The sequence below is a fragment of the Streptomyces sp. HUAS TT11 genome (genome assembly GCF_051553595.1).
Taxonomy (GTDB): domain Bacteria; phylum Actinomycetota; class Actinomycetes; order Streptomycetales; family Streptomycetaceae; genus Streptomyces.
Map to the genome: position 1 here is coordinate 4,012,725 of NZ_CP196184.1, position 18,109 is coordinate 4,030,833.

Genomic DNA, 18,109 nt, shown 5'->3' on the forward strand with positions numbered 1-18,109 from the left:
CGGGTGCCGTCCGGCGGAGGACGGGAGCAGTGCGGCGGGCCGAGGAGCGGACCGGTACGCCACGCACCCGGTGCGAGCCGGTGCGTCCCCTGCCATGTCCGGGTGCTTCCTGTCCCCTGTCCGCGCCGTTGCCCCGGGCGGGTGAGGGCCGCCGCGGTTGACCGGCGGCGGAACACTCCCGACCATAGGCAGCACAGCCATCAGCAAACCAATAGGATTCTCGACATGTCTCATCAGAATGCCGATGCGAGCGGTGCCTGGCGGGACGACGGCGGGTCGGTCGCACCGCAGGTCCGCCCCCCGTCCGCCGCCGCGGCTCCCGACGGACCCTTGGACCTCGGCCTGCTGCGCACCTTCCTCGCCGTGCACCGGGCCCGGTCCCTCACCACGGCGGCCCGGGTGCTGGGCATCTCCCAGCCCACCGTGACCGCGCAGGTGCGCACCCTGGAGCAGCAGCTCGACCGGCAGCTCTTCGAACGGCTTCCGCGCGGTGTGGCGCCGACCGGCGTGGCCGACGAACTGGCCGGGCGGATCGCCGGACCGCTGGACGCGCTGGCTGAGGTCGCCGACCGCGGCCGCAGGGGCCTGGAGGCGCCGACCGAACCGGTGCATCTGGCGGGCCCGGCCGAGATGCTGTCCGTCCGGGCGCTGCCCGTGCTGGCACCGCTGGCGGCCCGTGGCATCCCGCTGCGCATCACCACCGGACTCGCGGAGGAACTTCTCGAGGGCCTGCACGGCGGTCGCTTCGACCTCGTGCTGTCGGCGGTGCGGCCGCGCGGTCGCACCCTGGCAGCGGTCCCGCTCATGGACGAGGAGTTCGTGCTCGTGACGACACCGCGGCATGCCGCCGGGATCGGGCCGCTCAGCTGCGAGGACCCCGGCCCGCTGAGCGACGTCCCGCTGGTGGCGTACGCCGAGGACCTGCCGATCCTGCGCCGGTACTGGCGCCATGTCTTCCGCACCCGCCTGACGGCCCGGCCCGCCGTCGTCGTCCCGGATCTGCGCGGTGTGCTCGCCGCCGTCGTCGCGGGCGCGGGAGCGACGGTGCTGCCTCGCTACCTGTGCGAGGCGGAGCTGGCGTCCGGCGCGTTGGTGGAGTTGCTGACGCCGGAGGATCCGCCCATCAACACCGGCTTCCTGGTGGCACGGGCGGGCGCACCCTCCCGCCCGCCGGTCGAGGCGGTGCGCGAGCGACTCCTCGAGGCGGCCCGCTCCTGGTGACCCGCGCACACCCCGACACCCGTGCAGCACAGAGCGGCGGGCCGGATCGCGGCCGTCCGCGGCCCTTTCGGGGACGGTGTCCTTTCCGCACCTGCTTCAGGGCCTCAGGGACGACGCCCTCTCCGGGATGTCCGGGACCTGCCGCCCGGGCGAGAGTCCTTGAGCACCCGGCGGGCCGTGAGCCGGCCGGACGTGGCGTTGGTGCCCGCGCCGGGCCATGTCGCGGCGCCGGTCAGATACAGGCCCGGGATCGCCGTGCGGTAGCCGCTGTGGCCGGGCATCGGCCTGAAGAGGAAGTTCTGGGAGGCGTGGTGGCTGCCGGCGGTACTGTCACCGCCGACAAGGTTCGGATCGGCCGCTTCGAGGTCCTGAGGGGTGTACGCCGTGACGCAGGCGATCCGTGACGTGCTGCCAGGGGCATAGCGCTCCAGCTTGGCCAGCACCCTGTCGGTCATCGGTTCGACCGCGTCGGGCCAGCGCGTCTGCCGGATGGTGCCTGCCGCGTCGCCCGAGATGACCGAGGGCACGGTGCGCACCTGGATCCACACGACATGGCGGCCCGCCGGGGCCCGGCTCGGGTCCACCGCAGAGGTCTGCCCCACGACGAGCAGCGGTTCCGCGGGCAGCAGGCCCGACAGGGACTCGGCATAGGTACGCGCCAGATCGTCGACGTACGGTGCCACGTGCACGTACCCGAAGCCGGCCAGCTCCTCCCCCGCGGCCCAGGGCAACGGCCCGTCCAGTGCGAGGTGCACCATCATCGTGCCGGGGCCGTACCGGTAACGGCCTGCCGCGCGGCGTACCCGCGCGGGCACCTGCCCGGGTTCCAGCAGTCGCCGGTAGAGGGCGGCGGGCCCCACGTCCGCGATCACGGCGCGACGCGCCGCCGACGTGCTGCCGTCGGCGCAGCGCACCCCCACGGCTCGGCCGTTCCGGCACAGCACACGGTCCACCTCGGTACCCGTGCGGACCTCGCCACCGTGCTCGGCCAGCAGGGCACCCAGAGCCTGCGGCAGCCGCTGGGCGCCTCCCTCGACCACGGACATGCCGTTCTCCATGTCGGCGAACAGCTCCAGCAGCGGGAACATCGCGCCGCCGGCCACGTCGGGGCCGAAGTCCAGGTGCATGCCCCAGCAGGCGGCCATGGCACGCGCCTCCCGGGTGATGAACCAGGTCTCGCCCAGCTCCCGGGTACTCATGAGCAGAGTGCGGGTGAGTTCCGCCGCGCCCCGCAGGCCCCGGTGGCGCAGCAGGCTCAGCACCTGCCGGACGGCCGCTCCCGAGGGCACGGCACTTCCGTAGAGGCCGAACAGGTACGGGGCGAACCGCTTGTACTGCCGATAGAGGCCGGCGAAGCCGTCGGCGTCCCCGGCACTGTGCGCCGCCAGATGCCCGAGGGTGCGTTCGTAGTCGGAGTGGACGCGCAGGCTCAGCCCGTCGGGGAAGGCGTTGGCATACGGACGGTCGGTGGTGCGGAACCGCAGCCCGTGGCGGGCCAGACCGGAAGCGAAGTCGGCGTACGCCCGGGATCCGAGGAACAGGTTCTGGTTGGTGGAGTACAGGTCGTGCACGAACCCGGGGAGCGTGGCCTCACCTCCGGCGATGGCGCCGCCCACGGCCGCGTTGCGCTCCAGCACGGCCACCGACCACCCCGCCCGGGCCAGGTACAGGGCCGCCACAAGCCCGTTGTGACCACCGCCGACGACGATCGCGTCGTAGGAGCCTGCCGGGGTCATCGCCCGGGCCCCCTGCCACGGCCTCTCGTGGGGGCCGGGGCGGCAGCGGCACCGAAGGACGACCGGGCGCCGGCCGTGGCCCGTGCGTCCGCGTCGGCCCGGGCCCTGCCCGCACATGTCTCGGCGTCTTCCCTGGTGCTCATGAGCAAGTCCGCGATCGAAAGCGCCGCTGCTCCTCTCCGTCCGCCCTGATTGCAGTGTTCCTCGCGGCCCGGCGGCCCGCGACATCACCGGGGCCCGGCTGAGCCCCCGTCCGGCCGGGGTGGGTCTTCCCGCACGCGTGCCCGGGACCGCTGGACACCGGGCGACTGCGGTCGGTCGAAGCGGGCCGCCACTCGGCCGCGGGTCAAGAGGCCGCAGCGGACCTCACCCGAGCGGTCCGGGAGGCGGTCCTGCACCAGGGAACCCCGCCGACTCCGTCTTGAACCACCCGGGTACCCGCCCGGCGTCCGGCACGACGCGGGCAACAGCGGGACGACGTCGTTCTTCGTCCGTGCTACCGGGCTCGGCGGGCGGTGCTGAAGCGGCGCTGGTACGCAGCGGGGCTGATGGACAACTCCCGTACGAAGACCCGTCGGAGACTCTCGTAACTCGGGAACCCGGCCAGGGACGCCGCCTGTGTCGCGGTGTGCCCCTGGTCGAGCAGAGCCTTCGCGATGTCGAACCGGATGGACTCGACGTAGCGGGCCGGTGTGGTGGCCAGCTCCTCCCGGAACAGCCGCGTGAGATGGCGGGGACTGAGGTGGAGATGCCCGGCGAGCTCAGCCAGGGAGTGGTTCCCCGCAGGATCCGCCATCACCAGGTCGACCACCGTGCGCAGGGCCGGGGACCGGGGTGGCGGGCCCTGCAGAGGCGCGGAGAACTGTGACTGGCCGCCCGCGCGTTGCAGGTACACGACCAGGGCCCGGGCGACGTCCCGGCTCAGGTCGGGGCCGTGGTCCTCCTCGACAAGAGCCAGTGCCAGGTCGATGCCGGCGCTGACGCCCGCCGACGTGTACGTGGTGCCGTCGCGAACGTAGATGGCATCGGGCTCCACGCGGATCTTCGGGTGCCGGTCGGCCAGTTCGCGTGTGATCTTCCAGTGGGTGGTCGCACGCTTGCCGTCCAGGAGGCCGGCGGCGGCGAGGACGAACGCTCCGGAGCAGACGGACGTGACCCGGCCGGATCGGACCGCCAGCTCCCTCGTGGCCTCGATCAGATCCCGGGTGACGGGAGTTCTGGGATGGACGACTCCGCCCGGCATCACGAACGTGTCGGGGTCCGGCTCGGCGGCGGGGCTGCCGTCGACGGCGATCCGGATACCGACGGACGAGGCGACGTCGGCACCGGTCGCCGACAGCAGGGCGATCCGGTAGTCGGCGCCGAGTCGGTTCGCCTCCCCGAACACCTCTGCGGGACCGGCGACGTCGAGCAACGCGACCCCGTCGTAGACGAGGATCGCGACCCGATGCGTTGCGGAGTTCACAGTCCTGTTCCTCAGGTGTCCGGCTTCTCAGGCGTCCGGTTTATCAGGTGTCCGGATTCGGGTGGTTCATGGCCGGACCGAGGCGGCGGCGAAGGCCATGCGGTCGGCATCGTGGAGAACAGAGGCACTACCCGCTGTTCACCGCCACTTCGAAAGCGCCACCATCATGACCGACATCATCGCAGCAGTGGAAATACCCGAGACCGCGGCAGTGGCGGAGGCCACCCGTTTTCTCCGTGAAACGACCAACCCGCTCATCTTCCATCACTCCCGACGTGTTTTCCTCTTCGGTTCTCTTCACGCACGCGAGCTCGGCCTGAAGCCCGATCCGGAGCTGCTCTACATATCCGCGATGTTCCACGACACGGGGCTTTCCGTCCCGTTCTCCGACATGGAGCAGCGCTTCGAGCTGGACAGTGCCGACCACGCGCGCACGTTCCTGCTCGACCGCGGGTTCCCGAAGAGCGCCGCCGACGTCGTCTGGACAGCGATCGCACTGCACACGACACCGGAGATTCCCGGCCGGATGGGCCCGGAGACGGCTGCCACGAACTACGGCGTGCTGACCGACGTGCTCGGCTGGGGGCTGGACGGACTGGATGGCGGCCAGGTGGCCGACATCATGACCGCCCATCCGCGCGAACAGTTCAAGAAGGGATTCCTGCAGGCATTCGTCGACGGGCTCAAGAATCGTCCGGACACCACTTACGGGACCGTCAACGCGGATGTGCTGGAACACTTCGTTCCGGGTTTCCGCAGCAAGACCATGGTCGAGCGCGTCATGGACGCGCCCTGGCCGAATTGATGTCGAAGAAGCCGGAGGCAATACGATGGCGCCGGTGGCTTCCGGCCGCACCCGTCGTCGTCTTGGACGATCCGCCACCTTCACCGTGCTGACGCTCGCCACCGTGGTGACGATGGCGCCTTCGGAAGATCGGACAGAGCAACACTCATGCAAGCCATCACCGCCTCGGACCGCGACGCCGGCGTCAGCGGGCTGACCCTCACCGACCTGCCGTATCCCCATGCCGCCGAGAACGACGTCATCGTGCGGGTGCATGCCGCGGGATTCACCCGTGGTGAACTCGACTGGCCCGGAACGTGGTCCGACCGCGCCGGCCGCGACCGCACTCCGAGCGTGCCCGGGCACGAGGTCTCGGGTGTCGTGGCGGAGCTCGGATACGGAACCACCGGTCTCACCGTCGGACAACGGGTCTTCGGGCTGACCGACTGGGCCCGCGACGGCTCGCTGGCCGAGTATGTCGCCGTGGAAGCCCGCAACCTCGCCCCGCTTCCCGCGGATGTCGACCACACGGTGGCGGCCGCGCTGCCGATCTCCGGACTGACCGCCTGGCAGGGCCTGTTCGACCACGCGCGGATCACGGCCGGTCAGAGCGTCCTGGTCCACGGCGCCGCGGGTGGCGTCGGATCCCTCGCCGTGCAACTCGCGCTGGAGGCGGGGGCCCGGGTCGTGGGCACCGGCCGGTCCGCCGACCGGGACACCGTCCTTGCTCTGGGCGCGCATACGTTCCTGGACCTCGAGGCCGACCGGTTGGCGGACGCCGGCGAGGTCGACGTGGTCTTCGACGTGATCGGCGGCGACATCCTCGACCGCTCGGCCGCACTCGTCCGCGCCGGCGGCACACTCGTCACGATCGCCCGGCCGCCCACCGTCCGGCCCGAGGACGGACGGGCGGTGTTCTTCGTCGTGGAACCCGACCGCGCAGGCCTCGGGGACCTGGTGCAACGACTCCGGGACGGACGGCTCGACGTACGCGTCGGCGCTGTCCGCCCGCTGGCCGAGGCGGCCGCCGCCTTCGCCCCTCAGCGGCGTGTCACCGGTAGGACGATCATCCGGGTCACCGAGGACTGAAGCCACGGAGGTCTTGCGCCGGCCGGCGCAAGACCTCGCACCACGCGGCCCGCGCCCGCCGGGAATCCGGGCCAGCGGTGATCCTGCGGCCGGGGTCGCGGCACCGGAGCGTGTCCGACGGGTCGCGTCATGCAGACCGTCGCCACCCCCAGAGCCGCCATCGCTCCGCCGTCCCTCCGGCCTTCCCAGTCGGCCGTGAAGGCCTTGGGCATGCCGGGGCAGCGGCCCCGCTCCCGACAGCAATGTCACCCGAATGGCGCAGCATGACGTGCCGCCCACATGGGTGAAGATCAAGCTGGCTAGTGCCCCGACCGAGGCAATCCGTGAAAGGGGAACCACATGCGCATTCGACGAATCGTCGCCGCCGTCGTCGCCACGGCAGCCCTCGCCGGACTCGGCCTCACAAGCGCCGCCACCGCCACCGCCGCCAGCCCCACCCCGGGTGAGTGCGAGCAGGGCGGCGGAACGGTCGATTGGGCGACCAACACCTGCAGGGGCGGTTCGTACGACGGGCAGATGGTCGACTGAGCCCCACCGGGCGCCCCGCAGCCACGCGCTGCGGGGCGCTCCCGCGCGAGCGTAGCCGGGAGAGTCGCAGGGACCGTGCCGACCCGTCCGCCACGCTGGGTCCGAGTCGGCCCGGAAGCACGGCGGGTGGGAACTCCTCATCTCGGCTGCCGGCTCGCGGCTCGCGGCTCGCGGCTCGCGGCTCGCGGCTCGCGGCTCGCGGCTCGCGGCTCGTCATGATGAGCGAAGGGACGGCCTGGCGTCGCAGTCCTCATGCAGTCCGGGGTGGTTCGCGACAGGGCGGACGACCTTCGCTTCACAAGTTCACCCCACGGGTCCCCGGACGAGGCTCTCGGAGCCCCGTCCGGGTCTACGAGGTGCACGGCTGTTTCTCGCGACACGGCGATGTGTGCCTCTGTTGCCGTCAACGACTGCCGTCAGATGACGACCTGACGATACGTCGGGTCGGCCTTCGTACCAGCGCACGGTGACCTGCGAAGCGACCGACCGGAGCAGTCAGGTTGCCAGCCGGCCGGCGCCACAGCGTCTCCGCACCGGGCAGGCATCCATCACGGTGCGGACGCACTACATCGGCACCGACGACGCGAGGGAGATCGCCGCACGCGCCCGCGCGCTGCGGGACGGTGTACCGACGCTGCATGTCATCGAGCGGGGCGAGGAGCGTGACCCGCTCGCCGACATCGCCGCCGCCCTCGACGACAGCCAGCGGGTGCCGACCACCGACGTCCTCAAGCGGCTCGCCGCCCTCAACGGCGACGCCTACGGCACGTGGACCAACGGCGACCTCAAGCGCGTCCTGGACGCCCACGGCGCCGAACCCTACAAGTCCGACGGCCGCATGGTCGTCGCCCGCGAACGCGTTCACCGGGCGCTCGCCAACCGCGACAGCGACGGTTCCGTTTCCGCCGCCGCGTAGAGGGAGGCGCACCCCTGCCCCCGACCTGCACAAATGATCACTCAGGGAGCCAGGGAGGCACCTCGGCTCACAGGCCCGAAACCCCCTCCACACGCCACCCCCAAGGAGGTGCCTCAGCCTCCCTGACCAACGGTCGGAAGAGATTCCGCATGTACCCCGAACACCCTGTCCACACGCCCGCGGTACTGGCCGTGGACGTCCACCACCCCGCTCCCATCACACCCACCGTCGCCGTGCCGGCGCCGCTCGTTCCCGTCCAACCGGGGGCGCTGCCGAGCGTGGCGAGCATCGTCCTGCTCGACGGTCGCGTCGTCACCGGCTACGCCATCAACCCCGTCCGACTAGAACCCGTCACCGCCCAACCGGCCGTCTCCCGTGCCGCGGTGAACGTCGCCCTCGCAGGCGTCGGGTTCCTCGCCGTCTGCGACGGACTGCTCCTGTTGACCACGTTCATCGCCGCACTCACGGCGCTGATCACCCAGCTCATCATCCTCGCCGTCGTGATCTTCGGCGGATGGACCGCCGCGCAGATCCTCGGCGCGAGCGGCCACAAGGGCGTGACCACGGTCAACATCCGCAAAGCCGTCTTCAAGCGCAACCACTTCCACGGCTGAGCGGCCTGGCGAAAGTACGGTGCTGATCCTCGTACTTTCGCGGCTGGTGCCTTGGACCCTGGTGGCCCGGAGTGCGGGCATCTGACCTGGCCCGACCCGTCAGGAATACGGTTGGGGCTGCGGCAGGATCTGCGTCTGGCGCGCGGTCGCCTTGCCGAGTTGCATGCGGGTCAGCTTCCGTACGAAGAGGATCGCGAAGACTGCCGCCATCGCGTCGAGGACGTCGGAAAAGATCATCATTCCCGCGGCGTGCTTCAACTCCGTCGCGTTGGCGCCGTCTGCGTATTCCGAGCTTGAGAACCGGCCGATCAACGAGGACGCCACGAACAGCACCCACCAGAGGTTCAGCGAGGTCTGGGACGTGCCGCGCGGCTCGGAGTCCCAGTCGGTGCTGGCGTTCCACACGTCGCCCGCGATCTTGCGTGGCAGCCATAGGTTGCCGATCGGAATGAACCAGGCGCCGATGGCCCAGCCGCTTTTCGTCTCGCAGGCGTCGAGCGCGAAGAAGTCGGCGTTCCTGCGCACCCGGTAGAACCAGATGATGAAGACCACAGCCGTCGCCACTAGGAGCAACGCTTGCAGTGCGCCGCTCAAAGCCTGGAGGCCGTCGGCTCGCGTCAGGTCGGCATCCTCGACGGACCCACCGCCCAGCAGCCCGTCCAAGAGCTGCCATACATAGACGTCGAAGGCAGCGGCGAGCAGGTCCACCCCGACAGTGAGGCTGAAGAGTACGGTGAGCGCCGTCGCGAGCCCCGTCGGCGGCCGGAACAGCGGGACGTACGGCGGAAGGTATCCGGTGGCCGCAGGAGGCGGACCGAACGTGTTCTGCGAAGTGTCGGACATAGCTGAGCAAGCCCCCCCCATGGGCAGAAAACGGCCGCCGACCGGCGGGCCGGACAGGACGATAGCCAGGCTGTTCGCCGCCGTCCAAGCAGTTCACAGGCCCCGCAACGCAGCTGACCCGACCCATCGGCCCCTTGGCAGACCCTGGGATCAGCACGTGACTTCGGTCAACCTGCTTTGGACGTGCCGTCGCTCTGTCGATCACGGCCCGTGTGCTGGCTGACCCCCATCACGATGACGCCGGCCAGCAGAAGCACGCCGCCGGACAGGATCACCCACTGCCGGGTGCCGGGGTCGTTGATCACCAGCCTGAACACCACCTGCCAGCACAGGCCGAGGGCAAGAACCAACTGCCCCCAACCGTAGAGGCGAACGCGCCGAACCCGAGGCCGGGTCAGAGGGAACACCCAGCCACGGGTAAGCGCCGCGACGCCCGAGGCGGCGACAAGCAACGCCAGCAGACCATAAAAACCCGAGAAATAGAGCTCCATGGACCGGTCCCCACACGCCGGCCCCACACCGACGCCGCCGTGACCATGACACACACCGCACGCCGCGTCCACGCGCTTCCGTAGCCCACGACCCTCCCGATCAACCGGACAGTCCCAGCTACGCCGGAGGGCGGCCCCCCACCTCTCGCCGAAGAACGCGGCGCCGCCCTTGCCCAGCCAGTCACCCATCCGGATCGACGCAGCCCTTCGGGAGTGGAACGAGCCGGAGTGATCTACCTCTTCCCCGGGGGACGCCTGGGGGACACGCACTGATCAACAGCGGGATATGGGCGGTACGAGGTGAGGCACGCCCCGTCCACAACGAATGGAACAGCGTGAGACAACAAGAAACCCCCTTTGACCAGGTAAGCAACCTGATCAAAGGGGGTTTCCCTCAGCGTGGCGGCGCCAGGATTCGAACCTGGGAAGGCGAAGCCGGCAGATTTACAGACCGCGCGCACAGTACGCCGTTACCAGCGCTTACGTGTGGACCCGTCACTCGCGCCCCACCTTTGCCCCACAGGGTCATCCGGAGGGCATGACACCTCGATGATCAATCAGACTTGGTCTCGGAGGCATTTAGTTGACCTCCTGGTTATCGGCGTTGACCTTCAGCTCCTCTCGCACCTTTCGGATTGCACGAATGACGCGGACCAAGTCAGAACAAATGTTGATCAACTGACCGCAAACGTGCCGGAGGACTAGACAGACGGTGCTTAAGAAGGCGCAAACCGCCGCGGCCCAGCCCACGTTCTCCATGGAGGCTCACTCTCACCCCCGGTGACTGCCGGCCGATGGCCGACGCTCAAGTCACCCTGAGACTCCGATACGGAGCTCACCCTTTACAGGGATATGACACGCAAAGGGGGGCAGAGCAGGAGAGACTTACCGAAATGGCGGAGCTGATACACAGCGCCCCCTCGTCAACACGTGAGGTTGGAATTCACTCTTGTGAGTGACCATCGGTCAGGTTAGACGTGACGCGTTCTGGTGTCCAATTGACCTTTGCAGTAGATGAGTTGGCGCAGGTCAGACTGCAGGAGGGCACCCTCACCGAAGCACCCAGCAAGGTGATTTTTATGGAACACGGTCAGTACGTAGCGTGACGAACGCGTTTGCCCGCCGATGAGCACGCGCCGCGAGGCGTGGCAGACCGCTGCGCCTCACGATCGCTGTCGAGTTGGCCCCACCCCGGTCGCCTCGGCTGAGACCCCTGGGAGAAGATCCTCTCCCAGATTTCTCCCAACAGTCGCAACGGCTGCCTCCCGTGGCCGACGTCGCCTACTGGTAGGGCCGCGCAGGTACCAGTGGGGGGGCGGACGCGAGGCGTACGGGCGATACGTTGACCACACGCCTCGGCGCCCGCTACCCGACTGATCAAGAAGACGGTAAGAGCCACGCACCACGTGCGCCCCTCCCTACAACTTTCCATCCCGGCAGGTCGTCCAATTCGCCTGGTGCTGATCACTGTGCCGGGGTCTCTTCTGTCCCATCTGGGGGATGTCATGAGTTCTGTCTCCGTCGGGCGTGTGCTGCGTCGCGGCTCCGACACGTCCTCCACCTTCGACCCGAACAGCAAGAACAACTCGGCCAAGGTGGTCGTCAACCCGTCCGCCTGACAGCGGTGAGGGGGGCGAGCCCCCGGCTCGCCCCAGTAAACGGCAGCTCTAGCTAGACCCTTGATCGTGGTGGGTCGAAAACGGATCGTCAACGGGAGCTGAGCCCCCTACTGTTTCGCCATGCAGATCGTCGTGACACTGGACTGTCTTGACATCGAGGCGCAGGCAGAGTTCTGGCTTGCTGCGCTCGCGCCACTGGACTACCGGCGCGGCTTCGATGGACCGCCCTATCTGAGCTTGGTTGGTCCCGCACCGGCACCGACGCTTCTCCTGCAGCAAGTCCCGGAGCCAAAGCAAGGCAAGAACCGGATGCATCTTGACCTCGACTTCGACATCAAAGACCTGGACGCCGAGGTCGATCGCCTCAAACAGCTTGGCGCCCAGAAGATCTCTGAAGAACAGAGCGAACACGGATTTCGGTGGGTCGTGGTTGCCGACCCGGAGGGTAACGAGTTCTGCGCATTCGTTCCGTCACCGATCCTTGGCTCCGCGTAGTGGTGACGTCGGTCTGGCTCGTCGGGTGAGGTAGGCCCTGCTCACGGGCCGCCGACCAGAGGACGTCACCCACTACCCAACCCCAGCTCCCATCCCGTCCGCCGTCGACTGGCCCCATTTCCGCTGGGTCGGCCGGATCGATGACAGCGAGGGGGGGAACAACACGCAGATCGAGAGGCTCAAGGAGCGGGACGCCGACATTCGGTGATCCATCCTCGGAAGCAGGAGCTACAGTCCCGAGTCATGCGAAAAATAGGAAGGCGCATAGCGCCCTTCATACTCTTGGCCATGGTGGCCGGTTGCGGCACAAAGAGCACGACAACGAAAGTCGGCGACGTCACGACCACAGTTGTGCAGGACAGTCAGTGGGTAACGGCGCTGATATCTGCCGGAGCCGTCTTGGTTAGTTCGGCACTGGCCGCATGGACGGCCCACTACTTCACGGCTCGTACGGAGAAGGCGAGGCAAGGCCACGCTGACAGGCAGAAGGATGCCGAGCGCCGCCACGAGTCGCGACTCGCCGAAGAGCAACGAGTTCGGGAGCAGGTTGTCGCCACAGCCACGGCTATCTCGAAGATGCTGCGTGATTTCCGCCAGAAGGCCCGGGAAGCGTCTGAGGCACAGGCTGTCCAAGAGGCAGAGTTGTACGACGAGTGCGCGGCCCTCGTGCGTAAGCACCACGATGAGGCGCTCCCGGTCATCGAGGTCATGCCCGACTTCGACCTTCGAGAGAGGGCCAATAAGGTCTTCAACGTTCATGGGGTCTGGTCCAGCGGGACGGCGGAAGCCATTGTGAACAGCACCGCCCGGCCTGACCCCACGGAGTTGGACGACAGCCGGGAGCGGTTCTATAGACACGCTCGGATCGTGATCAAGAACACTGCGGTTTAATCCACACTCCTCTCACACAGTTCAGCACGGGAGTGGGTGTCGTGATCGGCGAACACGGTGTCTACGCAGCACAACAGCAACTGGAACTAGTGGCGCAGCAATCGCTCATCGACAGGACTGGTCGCGCCACACACTCCGAGCTTGACTTTCATGACGCTGTGGTTGCCGGCCACAGCACGGACTCCCAGGAGTACGTCAACGCTTGGCGAGCCGCCCGCCATACTCGGACAGCGTTAATCGAAGAGATGCGGAAGGCTTTGCGGACCTGAGGTGTCAGGCGGTCGCCAAGAGTTTCACTCCGGGTGAATCTTGATATCTGTCACATGCGACCAGACTTCTTCGAGAATCTCATTCTCCCACAGACCCGTTAGTCGGGAATGTAGGCGAATTGTCGCCATGGTGAGTGCATCTTGGACAAGGCATACGCCAAAGAGCATGTCCACGTCGTCCCCGATAGGAGGGAACTCCTTTTTGTAGTCTTCATGGAAGATGAGTGAGGCTGGCACTCCCCACGCAGTCTTGAAGTACTTCCTCCAGGCGAAGTCAGCAACTGCTGTTTCGAATTTAAGCCGTTGTAAGGGCGGGTCCTCGATGGCGAAGGATCCTACCATGCCTACTGCGGCCATAGCGCCTACGAGAAACTGGCAGTGCACAAGCATCCAGGGCAATGGATCTTCGCAAAGCTGATCGATCCATTCATTTGTTAATTGTTCGTATTCTTCTTTTTGGCATGTGATCCGAGCCGAGAGGCGGCGATAGGTGAGAGTGGCTTCCTCGCTGGGTAGCGCCGTGTCTTCCGGCACAAAATTCACAGGGGCAAGCTCCTGTGCCCTCCGCTCGACCGCTCCAAACTCAGGGAGCATCAGGTCAATGCGCGCAAATATAAGGAACTGCTGAGTGAGATCGTAGCGGCTCCAGACTGCGACTCTAAGGCCTGAGTGGCGCTCCTCGAATTCCTGAGCAATTGCCAGCAACGAGGGGTGCACTCCGGGATAGTTAACTACAAAGGTCCACTGCTTCGCCTGTTTTGGAATCTCCCAACATTCTTCGAAGCGAGCAAAGTCCGACCGCATCTTATTGCGAGCTTCAGTGAGCTTGAAATAAGGACTCGGCGAGTAGACGGCAAAAAGAACACTTCGCGACTTAAGGAATCCGTCACACCCGAGGTCACCTTCGTTTCCGTACGCGGCAGTGGCAGAGTAGTCGTCACCATGGATCGATCGCATGATCCGATCGAATAAGAGTTGAAATGAAGTGCCGTGCGTCCGACGGTACTCAACCTCTAATTTGAGCTTGTAGGCGTTCTTTATCCAGTCTGGTCTATCTTCCAGCCACTCAAAATCGCTTCTCTTTGGCATGGCGGTTCTCCAATGGTCCAATGGTCCGGCCCGGAACACCTTCCATGCTGCCCAATCTGCCGGAAGAACACACGGTCGACGGGGGGTTACAATGCGCGAGTCACTTTAGCGATCTTGCAAACCGTCGTGGCGCGATTCATCCTGGGCTCAAACCCCACCCCCGAGCCCTTAGGGCAGATCGTCAGGCTCCTCAGGCTCCTCGGCTCGGAGCTCCTCGTACTCTCGTCGCATCTCCTCGTAACGGAGGCGCTCCGACTCGCGAGCGGCCTCGACTGATCGGCGAGCTGCGGCGACGTCCTCATGAGGAAGGGGCAGCTTGGCGTCTCGGATATAGGCTGACAGAACGTTGATCATGTCTTGTGACACCTTCTGCACGTGATGCAGGTAGTGGAAATGCCGGGGGCCTGCGTAGCGGTACTGCTTCGCCAGCGCGAGTGTCGGAGCGAGTCTCTCGTGTACTGCGTCACTGGGTATGCGCAACAGGGCGAGATTGATGTCCCGGAAGTGCATGCGTGCTGTCCGCTCCCAGGGCTCTCGATCATCTCGCGAAGCGCCTGAAGATGCCGCTGATGCTTCGACTAGGTCTTGCAGCTCGATCAGCTTCGAGAGTGCCGTATCAGTTGCCAAACGCCCGACCTCGTGAAGGCGAGCCTCCTTCGCAGTACGACGTTGATGGCGAAAGCTCAGCCACGTTGTGATCGATGTTGCGCCCGCACCCAGCACTGCGCCGCCAAGCCCTATGAGCGCTGTTGCTACTTCCTGATTCATGCCGTCATCCTGCTGGAATCTGACTGCCTGTATCCACCACTCTCCCCAGCTCACCACGATGTGGCCGCGGCCGGGAACGGCGCCCCCTCCATCACCTCGCGCTCCTGGCCGGATGCGCGGTCTGCGGCGACACCTGCCTGAGCGTCTGGGTGGTCGACATGGGGAGCGGGCCCCGGTGGGTCGGTCTCTGCCGAGGCCACACGCCCGGCATCCTGTCCGAACTGACCGTGCCGACCGTGCTCGGCAGAACAGGTGCCGATCATGGATGACGCCGGCCGCTACCGCCTCACCCTGGTTCTGGACGACCGCCGGGTGATGGACGGCTGGTGGGGGCGCGAGGCCACGGGCCGCAAGAAGTTCGCCGCGACAGTCGGCGACTGCGGGCACGACGGCGCGCGCATCACCCTCGTGGACACCGAGACAGACGAGGAACTGGCCGCCTGGCCGAAGCCCGCAGCCAGCTCCACGCCGTAGATCAAGCCGAGGCCATCTCCGGATGCCTGGCTGCCTTCTTCACATCCGCCTCAACGTCGTTGCGGGCCTGGCCCTCATCCTTGGCGTACTTCGTGATCGCCGCTTGGACGTCGGCCGCGCGATCACGCCAGGCGTGCCACGCCTCCTCGTACGCCTCGGTCTGCTGCTCGGTCCAAGGCTTCACGCTCGGGGGCCCATACGAGTCCCGGAGCTGCGCGACCTGCGCTTGTGCCTGATCGGCGACGCGTTCCATCTCCACAAGATCGTCAAAGGTGTGTGCCACGCATGGACCCTACGTCCGGGGTATGACAACGCCCCGCCTCGCAGGAGACGGGGCAGGGCAGGTACGCCAGTTGGCCTTACCGCGCATTCGACGGAGGTACGGAGCTCCGATTGGATCCCCAGTCGCAGCCCTGCATCACCGCCGTAGTGACCTTGCCCTCGAAGCCTGCTGCCGGCGTCAGCCGGTCCTTACACCAGCGATAGACGTCGTCCGCCATGCCGGATCCCGAGCCCTCCCCACGCCTGGCGAGAGCCGCCGCAAAGTCGTAGCCGCGCTCGTATTGGGCGTACGCAACCGAGCCGGGCTCGTACGGGTTCCCAGGGTCAGGGCGGGTGACCTGATAAGACGTACGGCGCGGGTGCCGAGCCGGCAGGGCCGGCCGCACGACGGTTTTCGAGACCGAGACACGACCTCGACGACCCGTAGATGCTCTGGCTTCCCCGCATGAACGCCGCCGAGTGGCGGAAGGTCACGTTCGGGTGACACTCCGGGTGTGACCGCTGTGACTTGCCTTCCATCGATGCAGGTCATCCGCTGCACGTCCACAGTCCGCCCATTCTCGAAGTGCGTAACTGTGGCAACGTGATGTACCTGACCTCTAGACTTTCAGTCATCGATCCTTCGAACAGTGATCTTTGAGTAGAAGGAGATAGAGATGATCGATGAAGCACGGATGCGCTTGTTAGCGCTTTGCTCACTCCGCATAGAGGGTAAGAGCGTCGATTGGTCACTGCTCGCCCGGTGTGCGTTGAAGGGGCACCTCGACAGCCTGTGTGAGGGGTTCATCCCCGAAGAATCTACCGCCGCCCGGAAGGCCCTTCCGGTACTCCGTGAAGGCCTAAGGGAGCGTGCTCTGAGCGAGCACTTCAGCCGCGTTGAGGGCGAGTTGGAGCTGGCCAGGGGCGTTGGAGCCAGTCTAGTCACGGTACTAGATCCCGAGTACCCCGAGAATCTGCGAACCGTAACTGATTTGCCTCCATTCTTGTTCTACCGCGGGAAGCTCGATCATGAAGCTGACGCGCACTCAGTCGCAGTCGTTGGTACGCGTGATGCAACAGACCTGGGCCTTTCACGAGCCCGCATGGTGGCGCGTGAACTCAGTGAAGCCGGGTACACGATCTCGTCAGGTCTGGCTCGCGGTGTCGATTCGGCCGCGCACCGCACAGCACTCCATTTCGAGCGTCGGACCATCGCGGTAATCGGCACAGGCATCACAAGGTGCTACCCAAAAGAGAATGTTGATCTCGCGGAGGAAATCGCCGAGCGAGGCCTAATTGCCTCTCAGTTCTGGCCCTCCCGCTCACCTGGTCGAGATACGTTCCCGCGACGAAACCACGTCACGTCTGGGATCAGCCTGGGTAGCGTCGTGATTGAGGCGTCGGGGACATCTGGCGCCAAGATGCAGGCTCGCGTGGCAGCCGAGCAGGGCCGGCACGTGTTGCTGCTCCAGTCCCTCGTGGATCAGCAGCCTTGGGCGCAGAAGATGGTTGAGGCTCAGCGAGCCACCCTCGTGTCGAGTATCGAACAGATGCTCGAAATCTTGGGGCGTCCCGTTCGCATGGAGCAGACGCAAGCTCCGACGCAGCTTCTGTTTGACGCTAGGTGATTGCCTGCTGTCGGACGGTACGATTAGCCTTGGTGTGGGGTGGAGCCACATGCAGGGGGTCGAGGTTGTCCTACCGCCGTTTTCTGCGTCCTAACGATCGTGACTGGAGTACCAGGAACTGGGTGCAGTGGCTGCGTGAGCAACATGCCGCCCCCTCAGTGTTGCCTGAGGATGCTGGCACATGCTCCTTATGCCGAACCCCGACGCGGGTTGGCCCCCAGGGAACGCCTTACGAGCGCTGTTACGACTGCCGACACACGCTGTCATCGGTACTAGACGGATTTGTTCCGATTTGCTATTCCCTCAATGCTGGCTTTGAGGGAATTCTGGCCCGCGCCAAAAATGAGCCTTCTGATGCATGGTTAAGACTGCCATTAGGGTCACTCCTGTGGACGTTCATGGCGCAGCATCTCCAGTGCGTGGAGGGTTTTTACGGCGGGAAATTCAATCTGCGCGTTGCGATGCCATCGCATTATTCTACACGTGGAGGACTTCAGCATTTGGATGCCGTGATCGATTCCGTACGGGACTTCTCCTCCGAATGGACCAGCGGCGTCCTACTTAAGAATGAGACTTCGAAGGCGGAAACGCGGCGAGCGCAGATAGTGCCGGGATTGTTTACTGCAAACCCTGCCGTCAAGGGGCAACGAATATTGTTGTTCGATGACACCTTCACGACCGGTGGCACTATGGCCAGTGCCGCTTATGCACTCAAGCAGGCCGGCGCATCGTCGGTCGTTGGCCTTTCTTTCGGGCGTCAACTTAGGGCCGGTTGGAAGGACTCTAGGGAGTTCGTGGCTTCTCTGACCGACAGAGGGTTAGAAATCGACAAATGCGTCGTGCATGGCGGCCGACAGGAAGATCCCTTCTCCTTCGTCTTCCATCAGCCGGGCTGACGTGCGGTTCCCAGGTCTGAAGTCGGAAGGTT

General features: G+C 66.1%; 17 protein-coding genes and 1 pseudogene. 11 read left to right on the forward strand and 7 right to left on the reverse strand.

Annotated features, from left to right (window positions below):
• The first annotated feature begins 225 nt into the window (after nucleotides 1–225).
• Nucleotides 226–1,221, forward strand: a complete 996-nt coding sequence (locus tag ACSHXN_RS17910) for a LysR family transcriptional regulator (protein WP_356114337.1) — start codon at nucleotides 226–228, stop codon at nucleotides 1,219–1,221.
• A gap of 104 nt (nucleotides 1,222–1,325) precedes the next feature.
• Here the strand turns inward: ACSHXN_RS17910 and ACSHXN_RS17915 are convergent, their stop codons facing one another.
• Together ACSHXN_RS17915 and ACSHXN_RS17920 are read right to left on the reverse strand one after the other, a co-directional pair.
• Nucleotides 1,326–2,957 carry a phytoene desaturase family protein gene (locus ACSHXN_RS17915; RefSeq protein WP_438303336.1) on the reverse strand — a complete coding sequence of 544 codons (1,632 nt, stop codon included), beginning with the start codon at nucleotides 2,955–2,957 and terminating at the stop codon, nucleotides 1,326–1,328.
• A gap of 496 nt (nucleotides 2,958–3,453) precedes the next feature.
• The gene (locus tag ACSHXN_RS17920) at nucleotides 3,454–4,422 is read right to left on the reverse strand and encodes a GlxA family transcriptional regulator (protein ID WP_383358177.1); all 969 of its coding nucleotides are present in this window, start codon (nucleotides 4,420–4,422) and stop codon (nucleotides 3,454–3,456) included.
• 166 nt (nucleotides 4,423–4,588) lie between these two features.
• Between ACSHXN_RS17920 and ACSHXN_RS17925 the strand changes: the two genes are divergently transcribed.
• The 5 genes and pseudogenes from ACSHXN_RS17925 (at nucleotide 4,589) to ACSHXN_RS17945 (ending at nucleotide 8,353) form a co-directional block, all read left to right on the forward strand.
• Nucleotides 4,589–5,227 carry an HD domain-containing protein gene (locus ACSHXN_RS17925; RefSeq protein ID WP_355136855.1) on the forward strand — a complete coding sequence of 213 codons (639 nt, stop codon included), beginning with the start codon at nucleotides 4,589–4,591 and terminating at the stop codon, nucleotides 5,225–5,227.
• A 147-nt stretch (nucleotides 5,228–5,374) separates the two neighbouring features.
• Nucleotides 5,375–6,295 carry an NADP-dependent oxidoreductase gene (locus tag ACSHXN_RS17930; protein ID WP_356114335.1) on the forward strand — a complete coding sequence of 307 codons (921 nt, stop codon included), beginning with the start codon at nucleotides 5,375–5,377 and terminating at the stop codon, nucleotides 6,293–6,295.
• A gap of 339 nt (nucleotides 6,296–6,634) precedes the next feature.
• Nucleotides 6,635–6,823 carry a hypothetical protein gene (locus ACSHXN_RS17935; RefSeq protein WP_355136859.1) on the forward strand — a complete coding sequence of 63 codons (189 nt, stop codon included), beginning with the start codon at nucleotides 6,635–6,637 and terminating at the stop codon, nucleotides 6,821–6,823.
• Nucleotides 6,824–7,358: 535 nt separating this feature from the next.
• Nucleotides 7,359–7,739, forward strand: a pseudogene (locus tag ACSHXN_RS17940) (ATP-binding protein); the annotation flags it as partial.
• 149 nt (nucleotides 7,740–7,888) lie between these two features.
• Nucleotides 7,889–8,353 carry a hypothetical protein gene (locus tag ACSHXN_RS17945; protein WP_438303337.1) on the forward strand — a complete coding sequence of 155 codons (465 nt, stop codon included), beginning with the start codon at nucleotides 7,889–7,891 and terminating at the stop codon, nucleotides 8,351–8,353.
• Nucleotides 8,354–8,452: 99 nt separating this feature from the next.
• Here the strand turns inward: ACSHXN_RS17945 and ACSHXN_RS17950 are convergent, their stop codons facing one another.
• Together ACSHXN_RS17950 and ACSHXN_RS17955 are read right to left on the reverse strand one after the other, a co-directional pair.
• Nucleotides 8,453–9,196 (reverse strand): DUF4328 domain-containing protein, encoded by a 744-nt coding sequence (locus tag ACSHXN_RS17950; protein ID WP_355136863.1) that lies wholly within the window; start codon nucleotides 9,194–9,196, stop codon nucleotides 8,453–8,455.
• 167 nt (nucleotides 9,197–9,363) lie between these two features.
• Entirely contained in the window at nucleotides 9,364–9,687 is a 324-nt protein-coding gene (locus ACSHXN_RS17955) for a hypothetical protein (protein ID WP_356114333.1), read from the reverse strand.
• A gap of 1,739 nt (nucleotides 9,688–11,426) precedes the next feature.
• On the opposite strand from ACSHXN_RS17955, the gene ACSHXN_RS17960 reads away from it, so the two are divergent.
• Both ACSHXN_RS17960 and ACSHXN_RS17965 read left to right on the forward strand, forming a co-directional pair.
• Nucleotides 11,427–11,801, forward strand: coding sequence for a VOC family protein (locus ACSHXN_RS17960; RefSeq protein WP_438303338.1), 375 nt, complete (start codon nucleotides 11,427–11,429; stop codon nucleotides 11,799–11,801).
• A 243-nt stretch (nucleotides 11,802–12,044) separates the two neighbouring features.
• The gene (locus ACSHXN_RS17965) at nucleotides 12,045–12,692 is read left to right on the forward strand and encodes a hypothetical protein (RefSeq protein WP_438303339.1); all 648 of its coding nucleotides are present in this window, start codon (nucleotides 12,045–12,047) and stop codon (nucleotides 12,690–12,692) included.
• 293 nt (nucleotides 12,693–12,985) lie between these two features.
• Here the strand turns inward: ACSHXN_RS17965 and ACSHXN_RS17970 are convergent, their stop codons facing one another.
• Both ACSHXN_RS17970 and ACSHXN_RS17975 read right to left on the reverse strand, forming a co-directional pair.
• Nucleotides 12,986–14,050: a hypothetical protein gene (locus ACSHXN_RS17970; RefSeq protein WP_438303340.1), complete on the reverse strand. Its 1,065-nt coding sequence runs from the start codon at nucleotides 14,048–14,050 to the stop codon at nucleotides 12,986–12,988.
• Nucleotides 14,051–14,218: 168 nt separating this feature from the next.
• On the reverse strand, nucleotides 14,219–14,818 hold the full coding sequence (locus ACSHXN_RS17975) for a hypothetical protein (protein ID WP_438303341.1): 600 nt from the start codon (nucleotides 14,816–14,818) through the stop codon (nucleotides 14,219–14,221).
• Between the two features lie 261 nt (nucleotides 14,819–15,079).
• Here ACSHXN_RS17975 and ACSHXN_RS17980 point away from each other — a divergent pair, with 261 nt between their 5' ends.
• Nucleotides 15,080–15,292, forward strand: coding sequence for a hypothetical protein (locus ACSHXN_RS17980; protein WP_438303342.1), 213 nt, complete (start codon nucleotides 15,080–15,082; stop codon nucleotides 15,290–15,292).
• 1 nt (nucleotide 15,293) lies between these two features.
• Here the strand turns inward: ACSHXN_RS17980 and ACSHXN_RS17985 are convergent, their stop codons facing one another.
• Nucleotides 15,294–15,575, reverse strand: a complete 282-nt coding sequence (locus ACSHXN_RS17985; protein WP_438303344.1) for a hypothetical protein — start codon at nucleotides 15,573–15,575, stop codon at nucleotides 15,294–15,296.
• A gap of 655 nt (nucleotides 15,576–16,230) precedes the next feature.
• On the opposite strand from ACSHXN_RS17985, the gene ACSHXN_RS17990 reads away from it, so the two are divergent.
• Nucleotides 16,231–17,181: a DNA-processing protein DprA gene (locus ACSHXN_RS17990; protein WP_438303346.1), complete on the forward strand. Its 951-nt coding sequence runs from the start codon at nucleotides 16,231–16,233 to the stop codon at nucleotides 17,179–17,181.
• Nucleotides 17,182–17,579: 398 nt separating this feature from the next.
• Nucleotides 17,580–18,077 (forward strand): hypothetical protein, encoded by a 498-nt coding sequence (locus tag ACSHXN_RS17995; protein ID WP_438303347.1) that lies wholly within the window; start codon nucleotides 17,580–17,582, stop codon nucleotides 18,075–18,077.
• Nucleotides 18,078–18,109: the final 32 nt, after the last annotated feature.

Excerpts from the sequence above, each read along its gene's own strand:
- ACSHXN_RS17910 (WP_356114337.1), top strand. The coding sequence starts at position 226 with ATGTCTCATCAGAATGCCGATGCGAGCGGTGCCTGGCGGGACGACGGC.
- ACSHXN_RS17915 (WP_438303336.1), bottom strand. The coding sequence starts at position 2,957 with ATGACCCCGGCAGGCTCCTACGACGCGATCGTCGTCGGCGGTGGTCAC.
- ACSHXN_RS17925 (WP_355136855.1), top strand. The coding sequence starts at position 4,589 with ATGACCGACATCATCGCAGCAGTGGAAATACCCGAGACCGCGGCAGTG.
- ACSHXN_RS17930 (WP_356114335.1), top strand. The coding sequence starts at position 5,375 with ATGCAAGCCATCACCGCCTCGGACCGCGACGCCGGCGTCAGCGGGCTG.
- ACSHXN_RS17935 (WP_355136859.1), top strand. The coding sequence starts at position 6,635 with ATGCGCATTCGACGAATCGTCGCCGCCGTCGTCGCCACGGCAGCCCTC.
- ACSHXN_RS17945 (WP_438303337.1), top strand. The coding sequence starts at position 7,889 with ATGTACCCCGAACACCCTGTCCACACGCCCGCGGTACTGGCCGTGGAC.
- ACSHXN_RS17950 (WP_355136863.1), bottom strand. The coding sequence starts at position 9,196 with ATGTCCGACACTTCGCAGAACACGTTCGGTCCGCCTCCTGCGGCCACC.
- ACSHXN_RS17955 (WP_356114333.1), bottom strand. The coding sequence starts at position 9,687 with ATGGAGCTCTATTTCTCGGGTTTTTATGGTCTGCTGGCGTTGCTTGTC.
- ACSHXN_RS17960 (WP_438303338.1), top strand. The coding sequence starts at position 11,427 with ATGCAGATCGTCGTGACACTGGACTGTCTTGACATCGAGGCGCAGGCA.
- ACSHXN_RS17965 (WP_438303339.1), top strand. The coding sequence starts at position 12,045 with ATGCGAAAAATAGGAAGGCGCATAGCGCCCTTCATACTCTTGGCCATG.
- ACSHXN_RS17970 (WP_438303340.1), bottom strand. The coding sequence starts at position 14,050 with ATGCCAAAGAGAAGCGATTTTGAGTGGCTGGAAGATAGACCAGACTGG.
- ACSHXN_RS17975 (WP_438303341.1), bottom strand. The coding sequence starts at position 14,818 with ATGAATCAGGAAGTAGCAACAGCGCTCATAGGGCTTGGCGGCGCAGTG.
- ACSHXN_RS17980 (WP_438303342.1), top strand. The coding sequence starts at position 15,080 with ATGGATGACGCCGGCCGCTACCGCCTCACCCTGGTTCTGGACGACCGC.
- ACSHXN_RS17990 (WP_438303346.1), top strand. The coding sequence starts at position 16,231 with ATGATCGATGAAGCACGGATGCGCTTGTTAGCGCTTTGCTCACTCCGC.
- ACSHXN_RS17995 (WP_438303347.1), top strand. The coding sequence starts at position 17,580 with ATGGCGCAGCATCTCCAGTGCGTGGAGGGTTTTTACGGCGGGAAATTC.